This window comes from Streptomyces nitrosporeus (assembly GCF_008704555.1).
GTDB lineage: Bacteria > Actinomycetota > Actinomycetes > Streptomycetales > Streptomycetaceae > Streptomyces > Streptomyces nitrosporeus.
The window spans coordinates 3,011,013-3,029,698 of record NZ_CP023702.1; the positions used below are offsets into that span (position 1 = coordinate 3,011,013).

An 18,686-nucleotide genomic window follows, 5' to 3' on the forward strand; every position below is an offset into this window, starting at 1 on the left:
GCGTACACGGGCACGCGCGGACCCTGAGGTCGGCCCGGGCGTACACGGGCACGCGCGGTCCCCGAGGGCGGCCCCGAAAGCACACGGGCACACAGGCACACAGGCACACACGGTGGTCCCCAGGGGCGGCCCCGGTGCATGCGGGCACGCGGTTCCCGGGGGCGGCCGGGTGCCCGCAGCCGCCCGCGGTTCCCGGCCGCGTCCCGGACCGGCCGCCGGGCCGTCGGCGCGGGGCACTAACGTGCCGCGTATGACGACTGCACTGATTACGGGCGCCACAGCGGGCATCGGGGCCGCCTTCGCGCGGCGGCTGGCGGCCGACGGGCACAACCTGGTGCTGGTGGCCCGTGACACCGGGCGGCTGCGGGCCCAGGCCACGGAGCTGCACGACCGGCACGGCATCGAGGCGGAGGTCCTGACCGCCGACCTGTCCACGGACGCCGGCATCGAGGCGGTCGAGAAGCGGCTGGCGGACCGGGTGAGCCCGGTCGACCTGCTGGTCAACAACGCGGGTTTCGGCAACAAGGGGAAGTATCTGGACGTCCCGATGGCCGACGAGCTGACGATGCTGAAGGTGCACTGCGAGGCGGTGCTGCGGCTGACCTCGGCCGCGGTGAGCGGGATGCGGGAGCGCGGCCGGGGCGGAGTGGTCAACGTCGCCTCGGTGGCGGCCTTCCTGCCGCGGGGCACGTACGGCGCGTCGAAGGCGTGGGTGGTGCAGTTCACCCAGGGCGTGGCGAAGGACCTGGCGGGTACCGGCGTGCGGCTGATGGCGCTGTGCCCGGGCTTCGTGCGCACCGAGTTCCACGAGCGGGCCGGGATGGGCACCGGCAACATCCCGGGCTGGATGTGGCTCGACGCCGACAAGGTGGTCACCGCCGCCCTGGCGGACCTGGCCCGGGGCACCTCGGTGTCGGTCCCCGACCCCCGCTACAAGGCGCTGATGGGTCTGGTGAAGCTGACCCCGCGTGCGCTGCTGGGCGGGGTCACCTCCCGCGCGGGCCGCACCTACGGCCCGAAGTAGGACCGGGGCGGTACGGCTGAGGCCCGGTGCCCCCGCGACGGGGGCACCGGGCCTCAGCTGTGTACAGGTGGTACCAGGGCGTGTTCCGAAAGCGGCGCCGTCCGCCCGGAGGCCGGGCAGGCGGGACCGCCGGAAAACGCTCTAGTGCGAGTGGCCGTGGCCGTGGCCGTGACCGGCCTCGCCCTCTTCCTCGGCCGGCTTCTCGACGACCAGGGTCTCGGTCGTGAGCAGCAGCGAGGCGATCGACGCGGCGTTCTCCAGGGCGGAGCGGGTGACCTTGACCGGGTCGATGACGCCGGCCTTCACCAGGTCGCCGTACTCACCGGTCGCGGCGTTGAAGCCCTGGCCCTTGTCGAGCTCGGAGACCTTGGAGGTGATGACGTAACCCTCCAGGCCCGCGTTCTCCGCGATCCAGCGGAGCGGCTCGACGGCGGCGCGGCGGACGACCGCGACACCGGTGGCCTCGTCGCCGGTCTTGCCGAGGTTGCCCTCGAGGACCTTGACGGCGTGGACGATGGCGGAGCCACCACCGGAGACGATGCCCTCCTCGACCGCGGCGCGGGTCGCGGAGATGGCGTCCTCCAGACGGTGCTTCTTCTCCTTGAGCTCCACCTCGGTGGCGGCACCGACGCGGATCACGCAGACGCCGCCGGCCAGCTTCGCGAGGCGCTCCTGGAGCTTCTCGCGGTCCCAGTCGGAGTCGGTGCCCTCGATCTCGGCCTTGATCTGGTTGACGCGGCCCTGGACGTCGGCGGAGTTGCCGCCGCCGTCGACGATGGTCGTGTCGTCCTTGGAGACGGTGACGCGGCGGGCGGTGCCCAGCACGTCCAGACCGGCCTGGTCCAGCTTGAGGCCGACCTCCTCGGCGATGACGGTCGCACCGGTGAGGGTGGCGATGTCGCCGAGCATGGCCTTGCGGCGGTCGCCGAAGCCCGGGGCCTTCACCGCGACGGCGTTGAAGGTGCCACGGATCTTGTTGACGACGAGGGTGGAGAGCGCCTCGCCCTCGACGTCCTCGGCGATGATCAGCAGCGGCTTGGAGCCACCCGCCTGGATGACCTTCTCCAGCAGCGGGAGCAGCTCCTGGATCGAGCCGATCTTGCCCTGGTGGATCAGGATGTACGGGTCGTCGAGGACGGCCTCCATACGCTCCTGGTCGGTCACCATGTACGGGGACAGGTAACCCTTGTCGAAGGCCATGCCCTCGGTGAACTCCAGGTCCAGACCGAAGGTGTTGGACTCCTCGACGGTGATGACACCGTCCTTGCCGACCTTGTCCATCGCGTCCGCGATGAGCTCGCCGACCTGCGGGTCCTGCGCGGAGAGCGCGGCGACGGCGGCGATGTCGGACTTGTCGTCGATCGGGCGGGCGGTCGCGAGGAGCTCCTCGGACACGGCCTTCACGGCGGCGTCGATGCCCTTCTTCAGGGCGGCCGGGGAAGCGCCCGCGGCGACGTTGCGCAGGCCCTCGCGGACGAGCGCCTGGGCGAGGACGGTGGCGGTGGTGGTGCCGTCGCCGGCGACGTCGTTGGTCTTGGTCGCCACCTCCTTCACCAGCTGGGCGCCGAGGTTCTCGTACGGGTCGTCGAGCTCGACCTCGCGCGCGATGGTGACACCGTCGTTGGTGATGGTGGGAGCGCCGAACTTCTTGTCGATGACGACGTTGCGGCCCTTCGGGCCGATCGTCACCTTCACCGTGTCGGCGAGCTTGTTGACGCCGCGCTCAAGGGCGCGACGGGCGTCCTCGTCGAACTTCAGGATCTTCGCCATGGGCTGAGCTGTGTCCTCTCGAACGAACTGCGCCCCTTGCCACCCGGCTAGTCATCTCGCAGGGGGCCAGGGGCGCAGAACAGAAGCAAACGTAAAGTGGATTACTTCTCGACGATCGCGAGAACGTCGCGCGCCGAAAGGACGAGGTACTCCTCGCCGTTGTACTTCACCTCGGTGCCGCCGTACTTGCTGTACAGGACGACATCGCCGGTCTTGACGTCGAGCGGAAGACGCTCGCCGTTCTCGAAGCGGCCCGGGCCCACGGCCAGGACGACGCCCTCCTGGGGCTTCTCCTTGGCGGTGTCCGGAATGACCAGGCCGGAGGCCGTGGTCTGCTCGGCGTCGAGCGGCTGGACCACAATGCGGTCCTCGAGCGGCTTGATCGCAACCTTGGAGCTGGTGGTCGACACGATCCGGTCTCCCCCTTCGGAGATCTCACGGGGTTTAACAGTCTGAGGGTGGCGACCAGGCTGATCCGTCGTCGCGGGTGCCGGACCTGTCCTGTCGCGCGGTTGTGCTGGCACTCTCCAGTGGGGAGTGCCAGACCCGAGACTATGACCGCGATTAGCACTCGGTCAAGCGGAGTGCCAATTCACCACTCGTGCGTGGCGCGGACACGGCCGCGCCCGCCGGGAACAACGCGGGAGGGGCCCTCGTCGTTCCGTGCGGCGGGCGCGTCGGACGGATCTCTCCGGTCCCGGTCAGACGTAGTCCTCCAGCCTGGCCACGGCGTAACCCTTGCCGGTGACCGTCTTCATGACGGTGCGGATCATGTCGGCCATGGACCCGCCCCACTCCGCCTCGCCCCGGAAGTGGGTGAGGATGATGTCGCCCGGGTGCAGGTCCTGGTCCCGCTCCCGCCACTCCATACGGCCGGGGAACGCCTCGGCGGCCCACAGCGGCACGGCCTCGATCCCGCAGGACTTGGCGATGCGCAGGGTGTCGCCGTTGTAGTTGCCGTACGGCGGCCGGAAGAGGGTGGGGCGCTTCCCGAAGCGTTCCTCCATCCTGTCCTGCTCGCCGCAGATCTCCTCGCGCTGCTCGTCCGCGGAGAGCCCGGGCAGGTAGGGGTGGGTGAGCGTGTGGTTGCCGAGGACCACCCCGCTCTTCTGCATCTCCTCGAAGTACCCGTAGTCGTCGCGCACCACGTAGTCGCTGAGGAAGGCGCTGTACGGGATGTCCAGTTCGGTCATCATCCGCAGCAGTTCGGGGTCCTTCTCCGAGCCGTCGTCCATCGTGAGGAAGACGACCCGGTCCTCGGTCGGCACGGTGGTGAAGACCGGCGGCAGGTCCTCACCGCCCTTCACCTCGAAGCCCTCGCGGGTGGTGAGGCGCGGCTTCTTCGCGGGGGGCTCGGGGGCGGCCAGCGGAGTCTCGGCCAGGCCCCACTTCTTCGCCGCGACCGCGCGGGCGGCCTGCTTCCGCTTCAGCCCCTCGGCGCGGGCACCGGCGGCCGGAGCGGGGCCGGCGTGGCCGGCCTGCGCCTCCCGGCCCGCGGCCGGGGAGGCCGGCTGCCCCCGGTCCGGTCCGTCCGCCGCGCCTCCGGCGCATCCCGAGGCGACGGCGGCCGCCAGCAGGGCGGACACGGCCACGCCGACCGGACCGTACCGCCTGGACCCAAATTTTCCCTTTTGTCGTACTAGCTGCATGGCGCCGCATCCTGCCAGCCGCTCCGCGAGCCCCGGCCCCGACACCGCCGCCCGCCCCGGCAGGTCCCCCGGCTGGCTCACAATGGACCGGTGAACGTCCTTCCCCCCTCCGGCAGAACGGCCGGTGACAGCACCGGCGAGACCGCCCCCGCCGATCCGCTCGCCGTCTTCGCCGCCCTGCGCACCCCGCGGGGCGCGGCACTCCTCGACGAGCTGCGCGACCACGACCCCGCCCGGGAACTGGCCACCGCGACCCGGCTGCGCCGCGACCATCCGGCCTCGCTGGTCTCGGCGGCGCTGGGCCAGGCGCGGCTGCGGCAGCGGGCCGTGGCGAAGTTCGGGGCCGAGGACGCCTACCGGATGTTCTTCACGCCCGCCGGTGTGGAGCAGGCGACCCGGGCCACGGTGGCCGCCCACCGCGCCGGACGGTTCGCGGGAGCCGGCGGTGTACGGAGCGTCGCGGACCTGTGCTGCGGGATCGGCGGCGACGCGATCGCGCTGGCCCGGGCCGGCGTCTCGGTGCTGGCCGTGGACCGCGACCCGCTCACCGCCGAGACCGCCCGCGCCAACGCGGAGGCGCTCGGGCTCCAGGACCGCATCGAGGTGCGGTGCGCGGACGTCACGGAGATCGACACCTCGGCGTACGACGCGGTCTTCGTCGACCCGGCCCGGCGGGGCGGGCGGGGCCGGATCTTCGACCCGGAGGCATATTCGCCGCCGCTGTCCTGGGCGACGGACGCCGCGTCGCGGGCCCCCCGGGCCGCGCTGAAGATCGCCCCCGGCATCCCCCACGAGGCGATCGACCCGCGGGCCGAGGCCGAGTGGATCTCGGACGGCGGCGACGTGAAGGAGGCCGTGCTCTGGTTCGGCGAGGGCGCCGTCCCGGGCACCTTCCGGGCCACCCTGCTCCCGTCCGGCGCGGCCCTCGCCGCCCCGGCCCCGCTCCCCGCCCCGCCCGTCGGCCCGGTCGGCCGCTATCTGTACGAACCGGACGGCGCCGTGATCCGGGCGCATCTGGTCGCCGCCGTGGTGGAGGAGTGCGGCGGCAGGCTGATCGACGAGACGATCGCCTACGTCACGAGCGAGAGGCGCTACGAGTCGGCGTACGCGGCCGGTTACGAGATCACCGATCAGCTGCCCTTCAGTGTGAAGAGGCTGAAGGCGCTGCTGAGGGGGCGTCAGGTCGGGGTCCTGACCGTGAAGAAGCGCGGTTCCGCGGTCGAACCGGAGGAGCTGCGCCGGAAGATGAAGCTCCAGGGGCCGAACGCGGCGACGGTGTTCCTGACCCGGGTGGCCGGGGCGCCCACCATGCTGCTCGGGCAGCCGCTGGCCCGCTGACCGCGGCCCGGGACGCCGCGCTCCGGTCCCTCAGCGGTGCGCGGCGCCGTACGCCCGGGGAGCCGGCGGGCCGGCGAGCACCCGCAGCACCCAGCGGCGGTGGGCGAATGCCTTGACGAGGCCGATCAGCCCGGTCACCCAGGCGATGAGGCCGAGGCCCGTCATCAGGGCCACCAGACCGTAGGGCTCGCCCGGGACCGCCGACGCCGGGGCCACCACACAGCAGAACAGCCCCGCCGCGCACAGCAGGAACGACAGCACCATCCAGACGACGCTCACCCCGGGCGCGCGCAGCGGCAGGTCCCGGACCGGGTCCCGGTCCAGCGCGCCCCACGCGTCCAGGAGCGGGCGCACCCGGCGGTCGCGGGCGACCCCCACGGCGACGAGCACCACCGCGGGGACCAGGGCGGCCGCTCCGGCGACGAGGCAGACCAGCCCGATGATCAGGCTGATCACGTCGTAGCCCTCCTCGAAGGCGATCAGGCCCGTGCCGACGAACGACCAGCCCAGGGCGGCCAGCGCCGCCCACAGCACCAGCAGCCCGAGCCTCCCGGGCCCGATGTGCAGCCTGACGAGTTCGCCCAGGACGACGGCCCGGTCGCGCAGCAGTGCCTCGCGGTCGGGCCAGGTGCGTATCCCCTCCGGCGGGGGAGGAGGCGGAAGCGGTGAACTGCGTGCCATGCGGGGGACCTTACCGATCCCGGCGTCCGCTCCCCGCGTGCGGGCCCGGCCCCCGGTCCCGCCGGCCCTCGGCCGGGGCCGCGGCGCGGAGGTGTGCGTACGGACGTCAGGTCATGCCCAGCGGGTACGACGCCCGGCCGGATGCCTCGTCGATCTCGTCGTGCGCCTTGGTGAGCAGTTTCATCGCGAGTTCGTTGAGCGCGCGGGCGCCGGCGATCTCCTCGCCGACCCGTGGCTGCTCCGTGTCGGAGGGGTGGCGGCTGGCGTACCCGTGGGCGCGCACCTCGGTCCCGTCGCTGAGCCGCACCATCGCGGCCGCCCGGGTCCGGTGGCTGTCCTCCTCGAATTCCAGCTCGATGTGCCAGCCGACCGTGGTCTCCATCATGTCGGTCACCTCCCGGAATACCTCCTTCCAGGGTGCGCCCGTTCCGCGGGCGGCGCCATGGTGGGGCGCCCGGACCGCTCAGGCGTTCTCCAGTGCCGCGACGTCCAGCTTCCGCATGCCCGTCATCGCCTTCATGACCCGGTCCGCACGGGCTCTGTCGGGACCGGAGAGCAGCTCGGGCAGCACCCGCGGGACGATCTGCCAGGACAGGCCGTACCTGTCCTTCAGCCACCCGCAGACGCTCTCCTCGCCGTCCTCGGTGAAGGCGGCCCAGAACCGGTCCACCTCCTCCTGCGACTCGCAGTCCACAGAGAGGGAGACCGCCTCGGAGAAGGTGAACTCCGGGCCGCCGTTGAGGGCCGTGTACTCCTGGCCCGCGAGCACGAAGTCCACGGTGAGCACCGCGCCGGTCTCCCCCGGCGCGGCCCCGGTGTTGTACGTGACGTCCACGACGCGGGAGTCACCGCCGAAGACCGAGACGTAGAACTCGGCGGCCTCCAGGGCCCGGCCGTCGAACCACAGACAGGGCTTGATCTTCTGCATGGTCCTCTCCCCGCATTCGGTGCCGTGCGCCGAAGGGCGCCGTACAAGGTGGACCGGCGCGGGCCCCGGAACTCATCGGTGCGCCTCCCGGAACGCGGAACCCCTCAGTGCGCGCCCGGCCCCGGCCCCGGCCGGTCCCGGCCGTCCGCGGGCCCCAGCGACTCGAAGCGCCAGCGGTGCACCGCCCGGGTCACCAGGCCGGGGGCGGGCTCGGGCAGTTCCGGCAGTTCGGCGTCGTACGCCGCGTCCCACCAGGTCAGGACGAGGACCCGGTCCTGGGGGGCGCGCAGCAGTTCGCTGCGCAGCGGCGACCGGGCGAGTTCGAGGGTGCGGGCCCTGGCCCACTCCAGCAGTTCGGCCCCCCGGCCACCGGCGGCGCGGGCCTCCCACATCAGGGCGACGGTCACGGGTAGAGGTTCTCCTTGCTGACCTCGTGCACATGGTCGTGGGAGTGGGAGTGGCCGTGCGCGCCCGGGACGTGGGGCTCGGTGACCGGGAGGGAGGAGTCCGCGGAGAGCTCCAGGTCGGAGGCCGGACGGTTGCGGGCGACCATCTCCGCGCCCAGCGCGGCGACCATCGCGCCGTTGTCGGTGCACAGGCCGGGGCGGGGCACCCTCAGCCGGATCCCGGCCCGCTCGCACCGCTCCTCGGCCAGGGCGCGCAGCCGGGAGTTGGCCGCGACGCCGCCGCCGATCATCAGGTGGTCGACGCCCTCGTCCTTGCAGGCCCGCACGGCCTTGCGGGTGAGTACGTCCACCACGGCCTCCTGGAAGGACGCCGCCACGTCCCGTACGGGGACCTCCTCGCCGGCGGCCCGCCTGGCCTCGATCCACCGTGCCACGGACGTCTTGAGCCCGGAGAAGGAGAAGTCGTACGGGGCGTCGCGGGGGCCGGTCAGCCCGCGCGGGAAGGCGATCGCCGCCGGGTCGCCCTCACGGGCCAGCCGGTCGATGACCGGGCCGCCGGGGAAGCCGAGGTCCAGCACCCGGGCGATCTTGTCGAAGGCCTCGCCGGCCGCGTCGTCGATGGTGGCGCCCAGCGGGCGCACGTCGCGGGTGATGTCCGGGGCGAGCAGCAACGAGGAGTGTCCGCCGCTGACCAGCAGCGCCATGGTCGGCTCGGGGAGCGGGCCGTGTTCCAGCTGGTCCACGCAGATGTGCGAGGCGAGGTGGTTGACCCCGTACAGCGGCTTGCCCAGGGCGTAGGCGTACGCCTTGGCCGCCGACACCCCGACGAGCAGCGCCCCGGCGAGCCCGGGGCCGGCCGTGACCGCGATGCCGTCGAGGTCGCGGGCGCTGATCCCGGCGTCCTTCAGGGCGCGTTCGATGGTGGGGACCATCGCTTCGAGGTGGGCGCGGGAGGCGATCTCGGGGACGACACCGCCGAAGCGGGCGTGGGTGTCGACGCTGGAGGCGACGGCGTCGGCGAGCAGGGTCGTACCGCGCACGATGCCGACACCGGTCTCGTCGCAGGAGGTCTCGATACCGAGTACGAGCGGTTCGTCAGCCATCAGTTATGTCTCTGTTCCTTGTACGGTCAGGCGCATGACGAGTGCGTCGATGTTCCCCGGCTGGTAGTAGCCCCGCCGGAAGCCGATGGGTTCGAAGCCGAAGCGTTCGTAGAGCTTCTGCGCCCGGATGTTGTCGACACGGACCTCCAGGAGCACCGCGGCGCTCTCGAAGGCGGTGGCGTGCCTGAGCAGGTCGGTCAGGAGTTCGGAGCCGAGTCCGCCGCCCCAGTGGCTGCGGCGGACGCCGATCGTCTGGACGTCGGCGAGGTCCCCGGCCGAGGCGAGCCCGGCGTAGCCCACGACGCGGCCGTCGGCGGGGTCCTCCGCAACGACGTAGCGGTGGGTGGCCCGGGGGCCGCGGGCGCGGGCCAGTTCGGACCAGAACATGCCGGCCGACCAGGCGTCGTCGGGGAAGAGCTCGTGTTCCAGCTCCAGCACCGGTTCGATGTCCCACCAGCGCATCTCACGGAGCACAGCGGTCGCGGTCGTCACCGGGGGGTGACCACCTTGTAGTTCTTCGGCACCTGGGCATCGGGCCTGCGCAGGTACAGCGGCTGCGGCGGCAGGAGCTCCGCACCGGCCGCGAGCCGCTCGGCGGCGAGCGCGGCGAGCGCGCCGGCCCGTACGTGCTCGGGGCGGCGGGCGTCGGGGAAGGCGTCCGGGTAGAGCAGGGCGCCCGCCCCGACGACGGGCAGCCCGGCGAGCTGTCCGGCGATGTCGGCGGGCCGGTCCACGGCGGGCTCACCGGTCCGGGTGCGGGCGTCCTCGTAGCGCGCCCAGTAGACCTCCTTGCGGCGGGCGTCCGTCGCGACGGCGAAGGGGCCCTCCAGGCCGTCCAGACCGGCCGCGTAGGCGAGGCCGTCGAGCGTGCAGAGCCCGTGGACGGGGACGGAGAGCGCCGATCCGAAGGCCGCCGCGGTGACCAGGCCCACCCGCAGTCCGGTGTACGGGCCGGGGCCGACGCCCACGACCACGTCCGTCACGGCGTCGAGTCCCGTCCCGGCCTCGGCGAGGACCCGGTCGACGGCGGGCAGCAGCAGTTCCCCGTGCCTTCGGGCGTCGACCTGGCCCGTCTCGGCGACGACGGAGGTCCCGTCGTGGAGGGCGACGGTGACGGCGGGGGTGGCGGTATCCACGGCGAGCAGGAGCACACAAACAGCCTACGGCTCCGCCGACCGGCCGAGCGCAGCCCGTACACCGTCCCGGCCGGTACCTCCGCGGCTGGTACCGTCGCCCGGGTACGCGTGTGTACGACGTAAATGCTTGTACGACATGTGATGGACGGCAGGCGGAAGGGGAGCTCACGGTGGCAAGGGGCAGCTCGGGAATCGTGGCCGGGCTCACTGCCGTGGCGGTGGCCGCGGTCTGTTTCCTCGCCTACCAGGCGTCGGCGAACGCGCCGGAGTCGGTCGCGACGCCGTCCGCGCGGGCGTCCGGCCACTTCGGCCCCACGCCTTCGCCGAAGCCCTCCGTCACCGTGGACCCGCTGGCCGTGCCCGAGGACTCCGGTTCCGGGGAGCGGGTCGTGTACGCGCTCGCGGACCGGCGGGTGTGGCTCGTGGACGGCCGGGAGAAGTCGCTGCGGACGTTCACCGTCATGCCGAGTGCGGTGAGCCCGGCTCCCGGGGCGTACCAGGTGACCTCGCGTTCGGGCTCCATCACCGGCTCGGACGGGGTACCGATCGAACACGTGGTCCGGTTCGCGTCCGTCGACGGGGTCTCGGTGGGCTTCAGCGCGGCGCAGGACGGCTCCATGGAGAGCCCCGACCCCACGAAGAAGACCGGCGGCGTGCGGATGAAGGTCGCCGACGGCAACGCGGTGTGGACCTTCGCGACGGTCGGCGTCCCGGTCGTCGTCGTCCCGTAGGCCCCGGGGCCGGGCCCCGCGGGGCCGGAACTCCCGGCCCGTGCCGACGGGCCGCACGTGCCCGAGGGCCGACGGACCTCCCGTACCTGCCCGCTACGCCGCCTCGCACCGGCCGGCCGGCCGGTCGTCCTGCCCGTCCCGCGCCCCGTCCGCCGGGGTTTCCTCGCGGGGCGGGGTGGAGACCGCCGTCGCGGCGGCGCAGGAGGCCAGCAGGTCCTTCATCGAAACAGCGGAGGCCGACGGCGGCCGTGTCCACGGCGACCGCTCCTCCACGTCACGCTCGGGTGTCGGCATATGAGCCTCCTCGGGCCTCGGAGAAGGACGTGGTTAGGTAGACCTAACCAGGTCTCCCGTCCATGTGACCACGCCCGCCGCCTCCGATGCAACATTTTACCGACGCCTTGTCGGAAACCGGGCGGTTCAGTCCTGCGGCAGCTCCGCCGGGAGCGCCGCCCAGCGCGTCCCGATCCCGGTCAGCGTGACCGTGCGCCGCTCGTCGTCGGTGTCGCCGACGGCCCGGTCGATCACCACGTGCAGCCGGTCCTCGGACAGCTCCTCCACCTTGCCGTCGCCCCACTCGACGACGACGACGGAGTCCGGCAGCGACACGTCGAGGTCCAGGTCCTCCATCTCGTCGAGCCCGCCGCCCAGGCGGTACGCGTCCACGTGGACCAGCGCGGGACCGGTGCCCAGCGAAGGATGGACCCGGGCGATCACGAAGGTGGGCGAGGTCACGGCACCGCGTACGCCGAGCCCCTCACCGAGACCGCGGGTGAGGGTGGTCTTGCCCGCGCCGAGCTCACCGGTGAGCATCACCAGGTCGCCGGGGGCCAGCACCGCGGCGAGCCGGCGCCCCAGTCCGCGCATCTGCTCGGGGGACTCGACGGCGAGGGCCAGGGTGACGGCGGCCGGTACGGCGGTGCCGGCGGCCGGGTCGTTGTGCGCTGCTTCCATGCGGACAACGGTAGGGGATCAGGGCGCCCCGGCCGGAACCGCTCCGATCCGTACCAGCAGGTCCGCGAGCCGGTCGGTGACGGTCCGGGGGTGCTCCAGCATCACCAGGTGACCGGCGTCGGGGACGATGACCAGTTCGGCGTCCGGCAGCCGCCCGGCGATGGCCTCGCTGTGCGAGGCGGGGGTCACCAGGTCCTTGTCACCCGCCAGGATGAGTACCGGCAGGTCCCTCAGGACGGACAGGGCCCCGCTCTTGTCGTGCTCGGTGAACGCGGGGTAGAACTCGGCGACCACATCGATCGGGGTGGACTCGATCATCCGCTCCGCGAACCGCGAGACGGCGGGGTCCACGTCCCGCGAACCGAACGAGTAGCGCTTGACCAGCCCGGCGAACAGGTCGGCGGTCGCCCGCCGGCCCCGCTCCACCAGCTCGGTCTGGGAGCCGAGCGCCCGCAGCACCCCCGGCAGCACGCGGCGCGCCGCCCGCACACCGGCCACCGGCAGCCCGAAGTCCACCTCGCCGAGCTTCCCGCTGGAGGTGCCGACGAACGCGACCGCGGCGACCCGGTCGCGGATCAGTTCGGGGTACCGGTCGGCGAGCGCCATGATCGTCATGCCGCCCATCGAGTGTCCGGCCAGCACCAGCGGGCCCTCGGGGGCGGCCGCGTCGATGACGGCCCTGAGGTCGCGGCCGAGCTGGTCGATGCCGAGTTCCACCCCGTCGGCCTGTGCCTTTCCACGCCCGGAGCGCCCGTGGCTGCGCTGGTCCCAGTAGACCGCGCGGACCAGGCCGCGCAGCGCGGCCCGCTGGAAGTGCCAGGAGTCCTGGCTGAGGCAGTAGCCGTGGCTGAAGACCACGGTGACGGGGCCGGGCGCCTTGCGGCCGAAGAGCCTGCGGCGGCGCGCGGCGGCGGCCGTCCCGCCGGTGTCCTCCGGCGCGCCCTCCGGGCCCGCCTCGGCCTCGTCCACCTCGTCCACCTCGTAGTGGAGCTCGGTGCCGTCGTCCGCGACCGCCCGGCCGGGGCGCCCGCGCAGTGAGCCGTACGGCCCGGAGGCGTCCAGCGCCAGCCGCGCCTTCTTGCGCATGCCGCGGCCGACCGTGAGCCGTTCGACGGCGACACCCGCGGCGGCGCCCGCCGCGAGCACCCCTATCGCCGCCCCGGCGAACCCGGCGCGCCGCCAGCCCGCCGCCGCGACGGCCGCCGTCGCCGCCACGTCCCCCGCGCCCGCGCTGGTCTCACTCACCGTGCCGTGCTCCTCGTCGCCGTCGTCGTCTCGTCGCCGTGCGGTCCTCGTGCAGTCGTCGTACCCGCCGCAGTGCCGCCGCAGTGCCGCCGTCGTGCCCGGGAGGCCCGGGTCAGTCCCGCTCGGGGGCGGCGTGGAGGTGGATCCGGGGCACCCGGGTGCCGATCCGGGTGACGATCTCGTAGGCGATCGTGTCCGCCGCGGCCGCCCAGTCCTCCGCGGTCGGCTCGCCCCGGTCCCCCGGCCCGAACAGCACCGCGTCGGCGCCCGGTTCCGGCCGGTCGCCGCCGAGGTCCACCACGAACTGGTCCATCGCCACCCGGCCGGCGACGGTGCGGACGGCACCGCCGACGAGGACCGGGCCGCGGCCGGAGGCGTGCCGCGGGATGCCGTCGGCGTAACCGAGCGGCACCAGGCCCAGCGTCGTCCCGGTGGTGGTCGTGTAGTGGTGGCCGTAGCTGATGCCGTGCCCCGGCGGCACCTCCTTGACCAGGGCCGTCGAGGCGGTGAGGGTCATCACCGGCCGCAGCCCGAAGTCCGCCGGGGTGCCCAGTTCGGGGCTGGGCGAGAGCCCGTACATCGCGATCCCGGTGCGGACCAGGTCGAAGTGGGAGTCCGGGACGGTGAGGGTCGCCGGGGAGTTGGCGATGTGCCGCACCTCGGGCCGGACGCCTTCCTTCTCCGCGTAGGCCACCATGTCGCGGAAGACGGTCAGCTGGGCCCCGATCGAGGGGTGGCCCGGTTCGTCGGCGCAGGCGAAGTGGGACCACAGGCCGGTGATCCTGAGGGCGCCCGCCTCCTCGGCGGCGCGGGCCGCACAGACGAGTTCCGGCCAGTCGGCGGGCTGGCAGCCGTTACGGCCCAGGCCGGTGTCGGCCTTGAGCTGGACCCGGGCCGTCCGGCCCGCGGCGGTGGCCGCGGCGACGGCCTCGCGCAGCGCCCACATACCGCTGACCGAGACGTCGAGGTCCGCCTCGACCGCCTCGCGCCAGGGACCGCCCGGCGTCCACAGCCAGCACATGATCCGCCCGCCGATCCCGGCCCCGCGCAGGGCGAGCGCCTCCTGCGGGGTCGCCGTGCCCAGCCAGGTGGCCCCCGCGTCCAGCGCGGCCCGTGCGCAGGGCAGCGCCCCGTGCCCGTAGGCGTCGGCCTTGACCACGGCCATGAGCTGCGCCCCGGACGCCCGCGCACGCAGGGCGCGCACGTTGGCACGCAACGCGGCGAGGTCGATCTCTGCACGGGCTCTCGAAGGCGCTGTCTCATTCATAACGGCCCCAGTCTCTCACCGGTCCGCTCCAGGCCCCGGACTCCCGGCCCGGGGAGAGCCCCGCCGGGTGGTCCCAGCGGCGGCCCGTGAGGTGCTTCAGGTGGTCCACCGGGACCGTTACACGGCTGGCCAGGACGTTTTTCGCCGCGGTGGCCGGGCCGCCCTCGCGGAGCAGGGCGGCCGGTGCGGCAGCGCTCCACGAAGGTGTCGTAGCGCCACGGGGACCGGTCCGCGTGGTACCGGGCCCGGGGCTCCCCGGAGGGGGCGGCGCCCCCCGCCCCCTGGATCAGGCGTACACGTCCCGCCAGACCTCCGGGATCCGAGCCGCGACGTCCCGCGCCGCCACCGGGGCCCCGGCAGACGCCCGGCGCGCCGCCAGGCCGTGCAGATAGGCGCCCACCGACGCCGCGTCGCGCGGCGCCAGGCCCGCCGCCAGCAGTGATCCGGCCAGCCCGGACAGCACATCGCCGCTGCCGGCCGTGGCCAGCCAGGACGTGCCCGTCGGGTTGACCCGCACCGGCGCGCCGCCCGGTTCCGCGACCAGGGTCGTGGAGCCCTTGAGCAGCACGGTGGCGTCGTAGCGCGCGGCCAGCTCCCGTACGGCGGCGAGCCGCCCCGCCTCGACCTCCTCGCGCGCCACCCCCAGCAGGGCGGCGGCCTCCCCGGCGTGCGGGGTGAGCACCGTGGCGGCGTCCCGGGCGCGTACGGCACCGGTGTCCATCAGCCGCAGCCCGTCGGCGTCCACCAGGACCGGGACGTCCGCGGCCAGGACGTCGGCGACGGCCTCGACGGCCTCGGGTGTGTTACCGAGACCGGGGCCGACGACCCAGGCCTGCACCCGCCCGGCCTCCGCGGGCCGTCCGGGGTGGACCAGGGTCTCCGGGTGGCGGGCGATCACCGCGTCCGCGCCGGGGCCGGCGTAGCGGACGGCGCCCGCCCCGCCGTGCAGCGCGCCGGAGACGGCGAGGACGGCCGCGCCCGGGTACTGCCGGGAGCCCGCGGCCACTCCGACCACTCCGCGCCGGTACTTGTCGCTCTCGGTCCCCGGTACGGGCAGCAGTGCGGCCACGTCCTCGTACTGGAGGGCCTCCAGGCAGGGCCGGGCGGGGAGTACGGAGCCCAGGCCGATGTCGACCAGGCGCAGGGCCCCCGCGTGTCCGGCCGCCGGGTCGATGAGCAGGCCCGGTTTGTACGTGCCGAAGGTGACCGTGACGTCCGCCCGGACGGCCGGGCCGAGCACCTGCCCGGTGTCCGCCTCGACACCGCTCGGCAGGTCCACGGCGACCACCGGGGCCCGGCCGGCGGTCGCCTCGCGCACCAGGCGCTCGGCGTCGGGGCGCAGGCCGCCGCGCCCGCCGATGCCGGTGATGCCGTCGACGACGAGATCGACCGGGCCGAAGCCGTCCGGGGTGCCGATGACCGCTCCGCCCGCCGCAAGCAGTTCGGCGAGCCCGCCGGGGTGCGCCTTGCCGGGGGCGGCGAGCAGGGCCCGGACGCCCGCGCCGCGCCGGGCGAGGCGGGCTCCGGCGTACAGGGTGTCGCCGCCGTTGTCCCCGCCGCCGACGAGGAGCAGGACCCGGGAGCCGTACACCCGGCCGTTGCGGCGGAGCACGTCACCGCAGGCCACGGCCAGTCCGGCGGCGGCGCGCCGCATCAGCGCGCCGTCCGGCAGTTCCCGCATCAGCGTCTGCTCGGCGGCCCGTACGGTCTCGGTGTCGTAGGCGTGTCGCATGCGTTCAACCCTCCGCGATCACGACGGCCGACGCCACCCCCGCGTCATGGCTGAGCGAGACGTGCCAGCCGCGCACCCCGAGCTGCTCGGCGCGGGCCGCGACCGTGCCCCTCACCTCCAGCCGGGGCCGGCCGCTCTCCTCGACGCACACCTCGGCGTCCGTCCAGAGGAGTCCGCCCGGCGCCCCGAGGGCCTTGGCCAGGGCCTCCTTGGCGGCGAACCGGGCCGCGAGCGAGGCGATCCCCCGCCGTTCGCCGCCCGGCAGCAGCAGTTCCCGGTCCAGGAACAGCCGCCGCGCCATCTGCGGCGTGCGCTCCAGCGCCGCGCCGAAGCGCTCGATCTCCGCCACATCGATCCCGATCCCGATGATCACGCGTTCTTCCACTCATTCGACCGTCACGGACTTCGCCAGGTTGCGGGGCTGGTCCACCTCGTTGCCCCGGGCCGTCGCCAGTTCGCACGCGAACACCTGGAGCGGCACGGTGGCGACCAGGGGCTGGAGCAGCGTGGGAACGGCCGGGACACGGACGAGGTGGTCGGCGTACGGGACGACCTCCTCGTCGCCCTCCTCCGCGATGACGACGGTACGCGCTCCCCGGGCCCTGATCTCCTGGATGTTGGAGACGATCTTGTCGTGGAGCACCGAACGCCCGCGCGGGGACGGCACGATGACGACGACCGGCAGCCCTTCGTCGACGAGTGCGATCGGCCCGTGCTTGAGTTCCCCGGCGGCGAAGCCCTCGGCGTGCATGTACGCGAGTTCCTTGAGCTTCAACGCGCCTTCCAGGGCGACCGGGTAGCCGACGTGCCGGCCGAGGAAGAGCACGGTGTTCCGGTCCGCGAGCGTCCGGGCCAGCTCCCGCACCGGCTCCATGGTGCCCAGCACCTCCTCGACCTGGCGGGGGATCTCGGAGAGCTGGCGGACGACGGTGCGGATCTCGTCGCCCCACTTGGTGCCGCGCACCTGGCCGAGGTAGAGCGCCACCAGGTAGCAGGCCACCAGCTGGGTCAGGAACGCCTTGGTGGAGGCGACGGCGACCTCGGGCCCGGCATGGGTGTAGAGGACCGCGTCGGACTCGCGGGGGATGGTCGAGCCGTTGGTGTTGCAGATGGCGAGGACCCTGGCGCCCTGTTCGCGGGCGTGCCGCAGCGCCATCAGCGTGTCCATGGTCTCGCCGGACTGGGAGATCGCGATGACCAGGGTGCGGTGGTCCAGGATCGGGTCGCGGTAGCGGAACTCGCTGGCGAGTTCCGTCTCGCAGGGCAGCCGGGTGGTGTGCTCGATGGCGTACTTGGCGATCATCCCGGCGTGGTACGCGGTCCCGCAGGCGATCACGACGACCTTGTCGGCCTCCCTCAGGACGTGCGGCGGGATGCGCACCTCGTCGAGGCGGAGCGTGCCCGAGGCGTCGATCCGGCCGAGGAGCGTGTCGGCGACGGCCTTCGGCTGGTCGGCGATCTCCTTGAGCATGAAGGAGGCGTAGCCGCCCTTCTCGGCGGCGGAGGCGTCCCAGTCCACGTGGTAGCCGCGGACCTCTGCCCTCGTGCCGTCGAACCCCGTCACCGTGGCCCCGTCCCGGCGCAGTTCCACCACCTGGTCCTGGCCGAGCTCGATCGCCTCCCGGGTGTGGGCGATGAACGCGGCGACGTCGGAGGCCAGGAACATCTCGTCCTCGCCCACCCCGACCACGAGCGGGGAGTTCCGGCGGGCCCCGACGACCGTTCCCGGTTCGTCGGCGTGCACCGCGACCAGGGTGAACGCCCCTTCCAGCCGCCGGCACACCTGCCGCATGGCCTCGGCGAGGTCCCCGGCCGAGGAGTACGCCTCGGCCAGCAGGTGCGCGACCACCTCGGTGTCGGTCTCGGACACCATGCCGTGGCCCCGGCCGGTGAGTTCCTCGCGCAGTACGGCGAAGTTCTCGATGATCCCGTTGTGCACGACGGCGACCCGGCCCGCGTTGTCCAGGTGCGGGTGCGCGTTGGCGTCGTTCGGGCCGCCGTGCGTGGCCCAACGGGTGTGGCCGAGGCCGGTGCTGCCGGCCGGCAGGGGCCGTTCCTTGAGCTCCTTCTCCAGGTTGACCAGTTTCCCGGCCTTCTTGGCGGCCGCCAGCCCGCCGTCCGCGAGGACGGCGACGCCCGCCGAGTCGTACCCCCGGTATTCGAGGCGCTTCAGTCCCGCGACGACGACGTCCTGCGCCGACTGCCCACCGACGTAACCCACGATTCCGCACATATCGGCACCATACGGCCCACAGGGTCCGCTACCGGGCAAGGCGTCCCGGCCGGTGCCGCTCAGCGCACGTCGACGTGGTCCCCGGCGGTGACGGCGGTGCCGGTGGTGGACCAGCCGCCGAAGTTCCATCGCCAGTAGCCGTCGGCGGACGCCTTGACGGTGGTCTTCAGGGCGCCGGTGGAGCTGCTCTTCACCGTCTTGACGGTGGTGTAGGAGGAAGTGCCCTTCTTCCGGAACTGCAGCTTCACCGAGGCCGCGGCCACCCCGGTGTAGGAGTGCTTGACCCAGTCGGCGCGCTTGAGGCCGCCGGTGACGGTGAGGGTGCCGCCCTTCTTCACCGGTTCCGGGCCGGCGTTGACGGTGGCCTTCGCCCACCGCTTGACCTGCGCGGTGCCGGAGGCGGTCATGACCTGCTCCGCCTTGAGCCCGCCACTGGTCTTCCAGAGCTGGACTCACCGGGGACGCGCGGCCCTGCGGGCGCCGGCGCA

At 73.5% G+C, this 18,686-nt stretch carries 20 protein-coding genes and 1 pseudogene; 3 read left to right on the forward strand and 18 right to left on the reverse strand.

The features are described 5' to 3' along the window. Positions 1-250 precede the first annotated feature (250 nt). The gene (locus CP967_RS13010) at positions 251-1,024 is read left to right on the forward strand and encodes an SDR family NAD(P)-dependent oxidoreductase (protein ID WP_150488153.1); all 774 of its coding nucleotides are present in this window, start codon (positions 251-253) and stop codon (positions 1,022-1,024) included. Positions 1,025-1,165: 141 nt separating this feature from the next. Here CP967_RS13010 and groL read toward each other — a convergent pair whose 3' ends face one another. The 3 genes from groL to CP967_RS13025 form a co-directional block, all read right to left on the reverse strand. After that, entirely contained in the window at positions 1,166-2,794 is a 1,629-nt protein-coding gene (gene groL, locus CP967_RS13015) for a chaperonin GroEL (protein ID WP_150488154.1), read from the reverse strand. A 101-nt stretch (positions 2,795-2,895) separates the two neighbouring features. Next, positions 2,896-3,204: a co-chaperone GroES gene (gene groES, locus CP967_RS13020; RefSeq protein WP_003966899.1), complete on the reverse strand. Its 309-nt coding sequence runs from the start codon at positions 3,202-3,204 to the stop codon at positions 2,896-2,898. A 291-nt stretch (positions 3,205-3,495) separates the two neighbouring features. Further along, entirely contained in the window at positions 3,496-4,443 is a 948-nt protein-coding gene (locus CP967_RS13025) for a polysaccharide deacetylase family protein (RefSeq protein ID WP_150488155.1), read from the reverse strand. A 90-nt stretch (positions 4,444-4,533) separates the two neighbouring features. Here CP967_RS13025 and CP967_RS13030 point away from each other — a divergent pair, with 90 nt between their 5' ends. Then, a complete protein-coding gene (locus CP967_RS13030) occupies positions 4,534-5,781 on the forward strand; it encodes a THUMP-like domain-containing protein (RefSeq protein ID WP_373300310.1) in 1,248 nt (415 codons plus the stop codon). A 30-nt stretch (positions 5,782-5,811) separates the two neighbouring features. Here the strand turns inward: CP967_RS13030 and CP967_RS13035 are convergent, their stop codons facing one another. The 7 genes from CP967_RS13035 to tsaB form a co-directional block, all read right to left on the reverse strand. After that, complete coding sequence (locus CP967_RS13035; RefSeq protein ID WP_150488157.1) at positions 5,812-6,462, reverse strand: hypothetical protein; 651 nt, start codon at positions 6,460-6,462, stop codon at positions 5,812-5,814. Positions 6,463-6,568: 106 nt separating this feature from the next. Then, positions 6,569-6,847, reverse strand: coding sequence for a DUF1876 domain-containing protein (locus CP967_RS13040; RefSeq protein ID WP_150491827.1), 279 nt, complete (start codon positions 6,845-6,847; stop codon positions 6,569-6,571). A 78-nt stretch (positions 6,848-6,925) separates the two neighbouring features. Next, a complete protein-coding gene (locus CP967_RS13045) occupies positions 6,926-7,390 on the reverse strand; it encodes a VOC family protein (RefSeq protein ID WP_150488158.1) in 465 nt (154 codons plus the stop codon). Positions 7,391-7,494: 104 nt separating this feature from the next. Further along, positions 7,495-7,797, reverse strand: a complete 303-nt coding sequence (locus CP967_RS13050; RefSeq protein WP_150488159.1) for a hypothetical protein — start codon at positions 7,795-7,797, stop codon at positions 7,495-7,497. Next, a complete protein-coding gene (tsaD, locus tag CP967_RS13055) occupies positions 7,794-8,900 on the reverse strand; it encodes a tRNA (adenosine(37)-N6)-threonylcarbamoyltransferase complex transferase subunit TsaD (RefSeq protein ID WP_150488160.1) in 1,107 nt (368 codons plus the stop codon). The genes CP967_RS13050 and tsaD overlap by 4 nt, the downstream gene beginning before the upstream one ends. 3 nt (positions 8,901-8,903) lie before the next feature. Continuing rightward, positions 8,904-9,392, reverse strand: a complete 489-nt coding sequence (gene rimI, locus CP967_RS13060; protein WP_150488161.1) for a ribosomal protein S18-alanine N-acetyltransferase — start codon at positions 9,390-9,392, stop codon at positions 8,904-8,906. Beyond that, positions 9,389-10,051 (reverse strand): tRNA (adenosine(37)-N6)-threonylcarbamoyltransferase complex dimerization subunit type 1 TsaB, encoded by a 663-nt coding sequence (gene tsaB / locus CP967_RS13065; RefSeq protein ID WP_229888156.1) that lies wholly within the window; start codon positions 10,049-10,051, stop codon positions 9,389-9,391. Before tsaB ends, rimI begins: the two co-directional genes overlap by 4 nt. A 155-nt stretch (positions 10,052-10,206) precedes the next feature. Here tsaB and CP967_RS13070 point away from each other — a divergent pair, with 155 nt between their 5' ends. Further along, positions 10,207-10,767 (forward strand): hypothetical protein, encoded by a 561-nt coding sequence (locus CP967_RS13070; RefSeq protein ID WP_150488162.1) that lies wholly within the window; start codon positions 10,207-10,209, stop codon positions 10,765-10,767. Between the two features lie 93 nt (positions 10,768-10,860). Here CP967_RS13070 and CP967_RS13075 read toward each other — a convergent pair whose 3' ends face one another. From CP967_RS13075 to CP967_RS13110, 8 genes and pseudogenes are all read right to left on the reverse strand, one after another. Continuing rightward, entirely contained in the window at positions 10,861-11,061 is a 201-nt protein-coding gene (locus tag CP967_RS13075) for a hypothetical protein (RefSeq protein WP_150488163.1), read from the reverse strand. A 126-nt stretch (positions 11,062-11,187) separates the two neighbouring features. Beyond that, positions 11,188-11,721, reverse strand: a complete 534-nt coding sequence (tsaE, locus tag CP967_RS13080; RefSeq protein WP_150488164.1) for a tRNA (adenosine(37)-N6)-threonylcarbamoyltransferase complex ATPase subunit type 1 TsaE — start codon at positions 11,719-11,721, stop codon at positions 11,188-11,190. Next, positions 11,693-12,966: pseudogene (locus CP967_RS13085) on the reverse strand (alpha/beta fold hydrolase); the annotation flags it as partial. The pseudogene CP967_RS13085 and the gene tsaE, both read right to left, overlap by 29 nt. 112 nt (positions 12,967-13,078) lie before the next feature. Next, positions 13,079-14,233: an alanine racemase gene (alr, locus tag CP967_RS13090; RefSeq protein ID WP_150488166.1), complete on the reverse strand. Its 1,155-nt coding sequence runs from the start codon at positions 14,231-14,233 to the stop codon at positions 13,079-13,081. Between the two features lie 286 nt (positions 14,234-14,519). After that, positions 14,520-15,965 carry an NAD(P)H-hydrate dehydratase gene (locus tag CP967_RS13095; RefSeq protein WP_150488167.1) on the reverse strand — a complete coding sequence of 482 codons (1,446 nt, stop codon included), beginning with the start codon at positions 15,963-15,965 and terminating at the stop codon, positions 14,520-14,522. Positions 15,966-15,969: 4 nt separating this feature from the next. Next, on the reverse strand, positions 15,970-16,338 hold the full coding sequence (locus CP967_RS13100) for a holo-ACP synthase (RefSeq protein ID WP_150491829.1): 369 nt from the start codon (positions 16,336-16,338) through the stop codon (positions 15,970-15,972). 12 nt (positions 16,339-16,350) lie between these two features. Then, a complete protein-coding gene (glmS, locus tag CP967_RS13105) occupies positions 16,351-18,198 on the reverse strand; it encodes a glutamine--fructose-6-phosphate transaminase (isomerizing) (protein WP_150488168.1) in 1,848 nt (615 codons plus the stop codon). Between the two features lie 59 nt (positions 18,199-18,257). Next, positions 18,258-18,605, reverse strand: a complete 348-nt coding sequence (locus tag CP967_RS13110) for a hypothetical protein (RefSeq protein WP_308436036.1) — start codon at positions 18,603-18,605, stop codon at positions 18,258-18,260. Positions 18,606-18,686 lie beyond the last annotated feature (81 nt).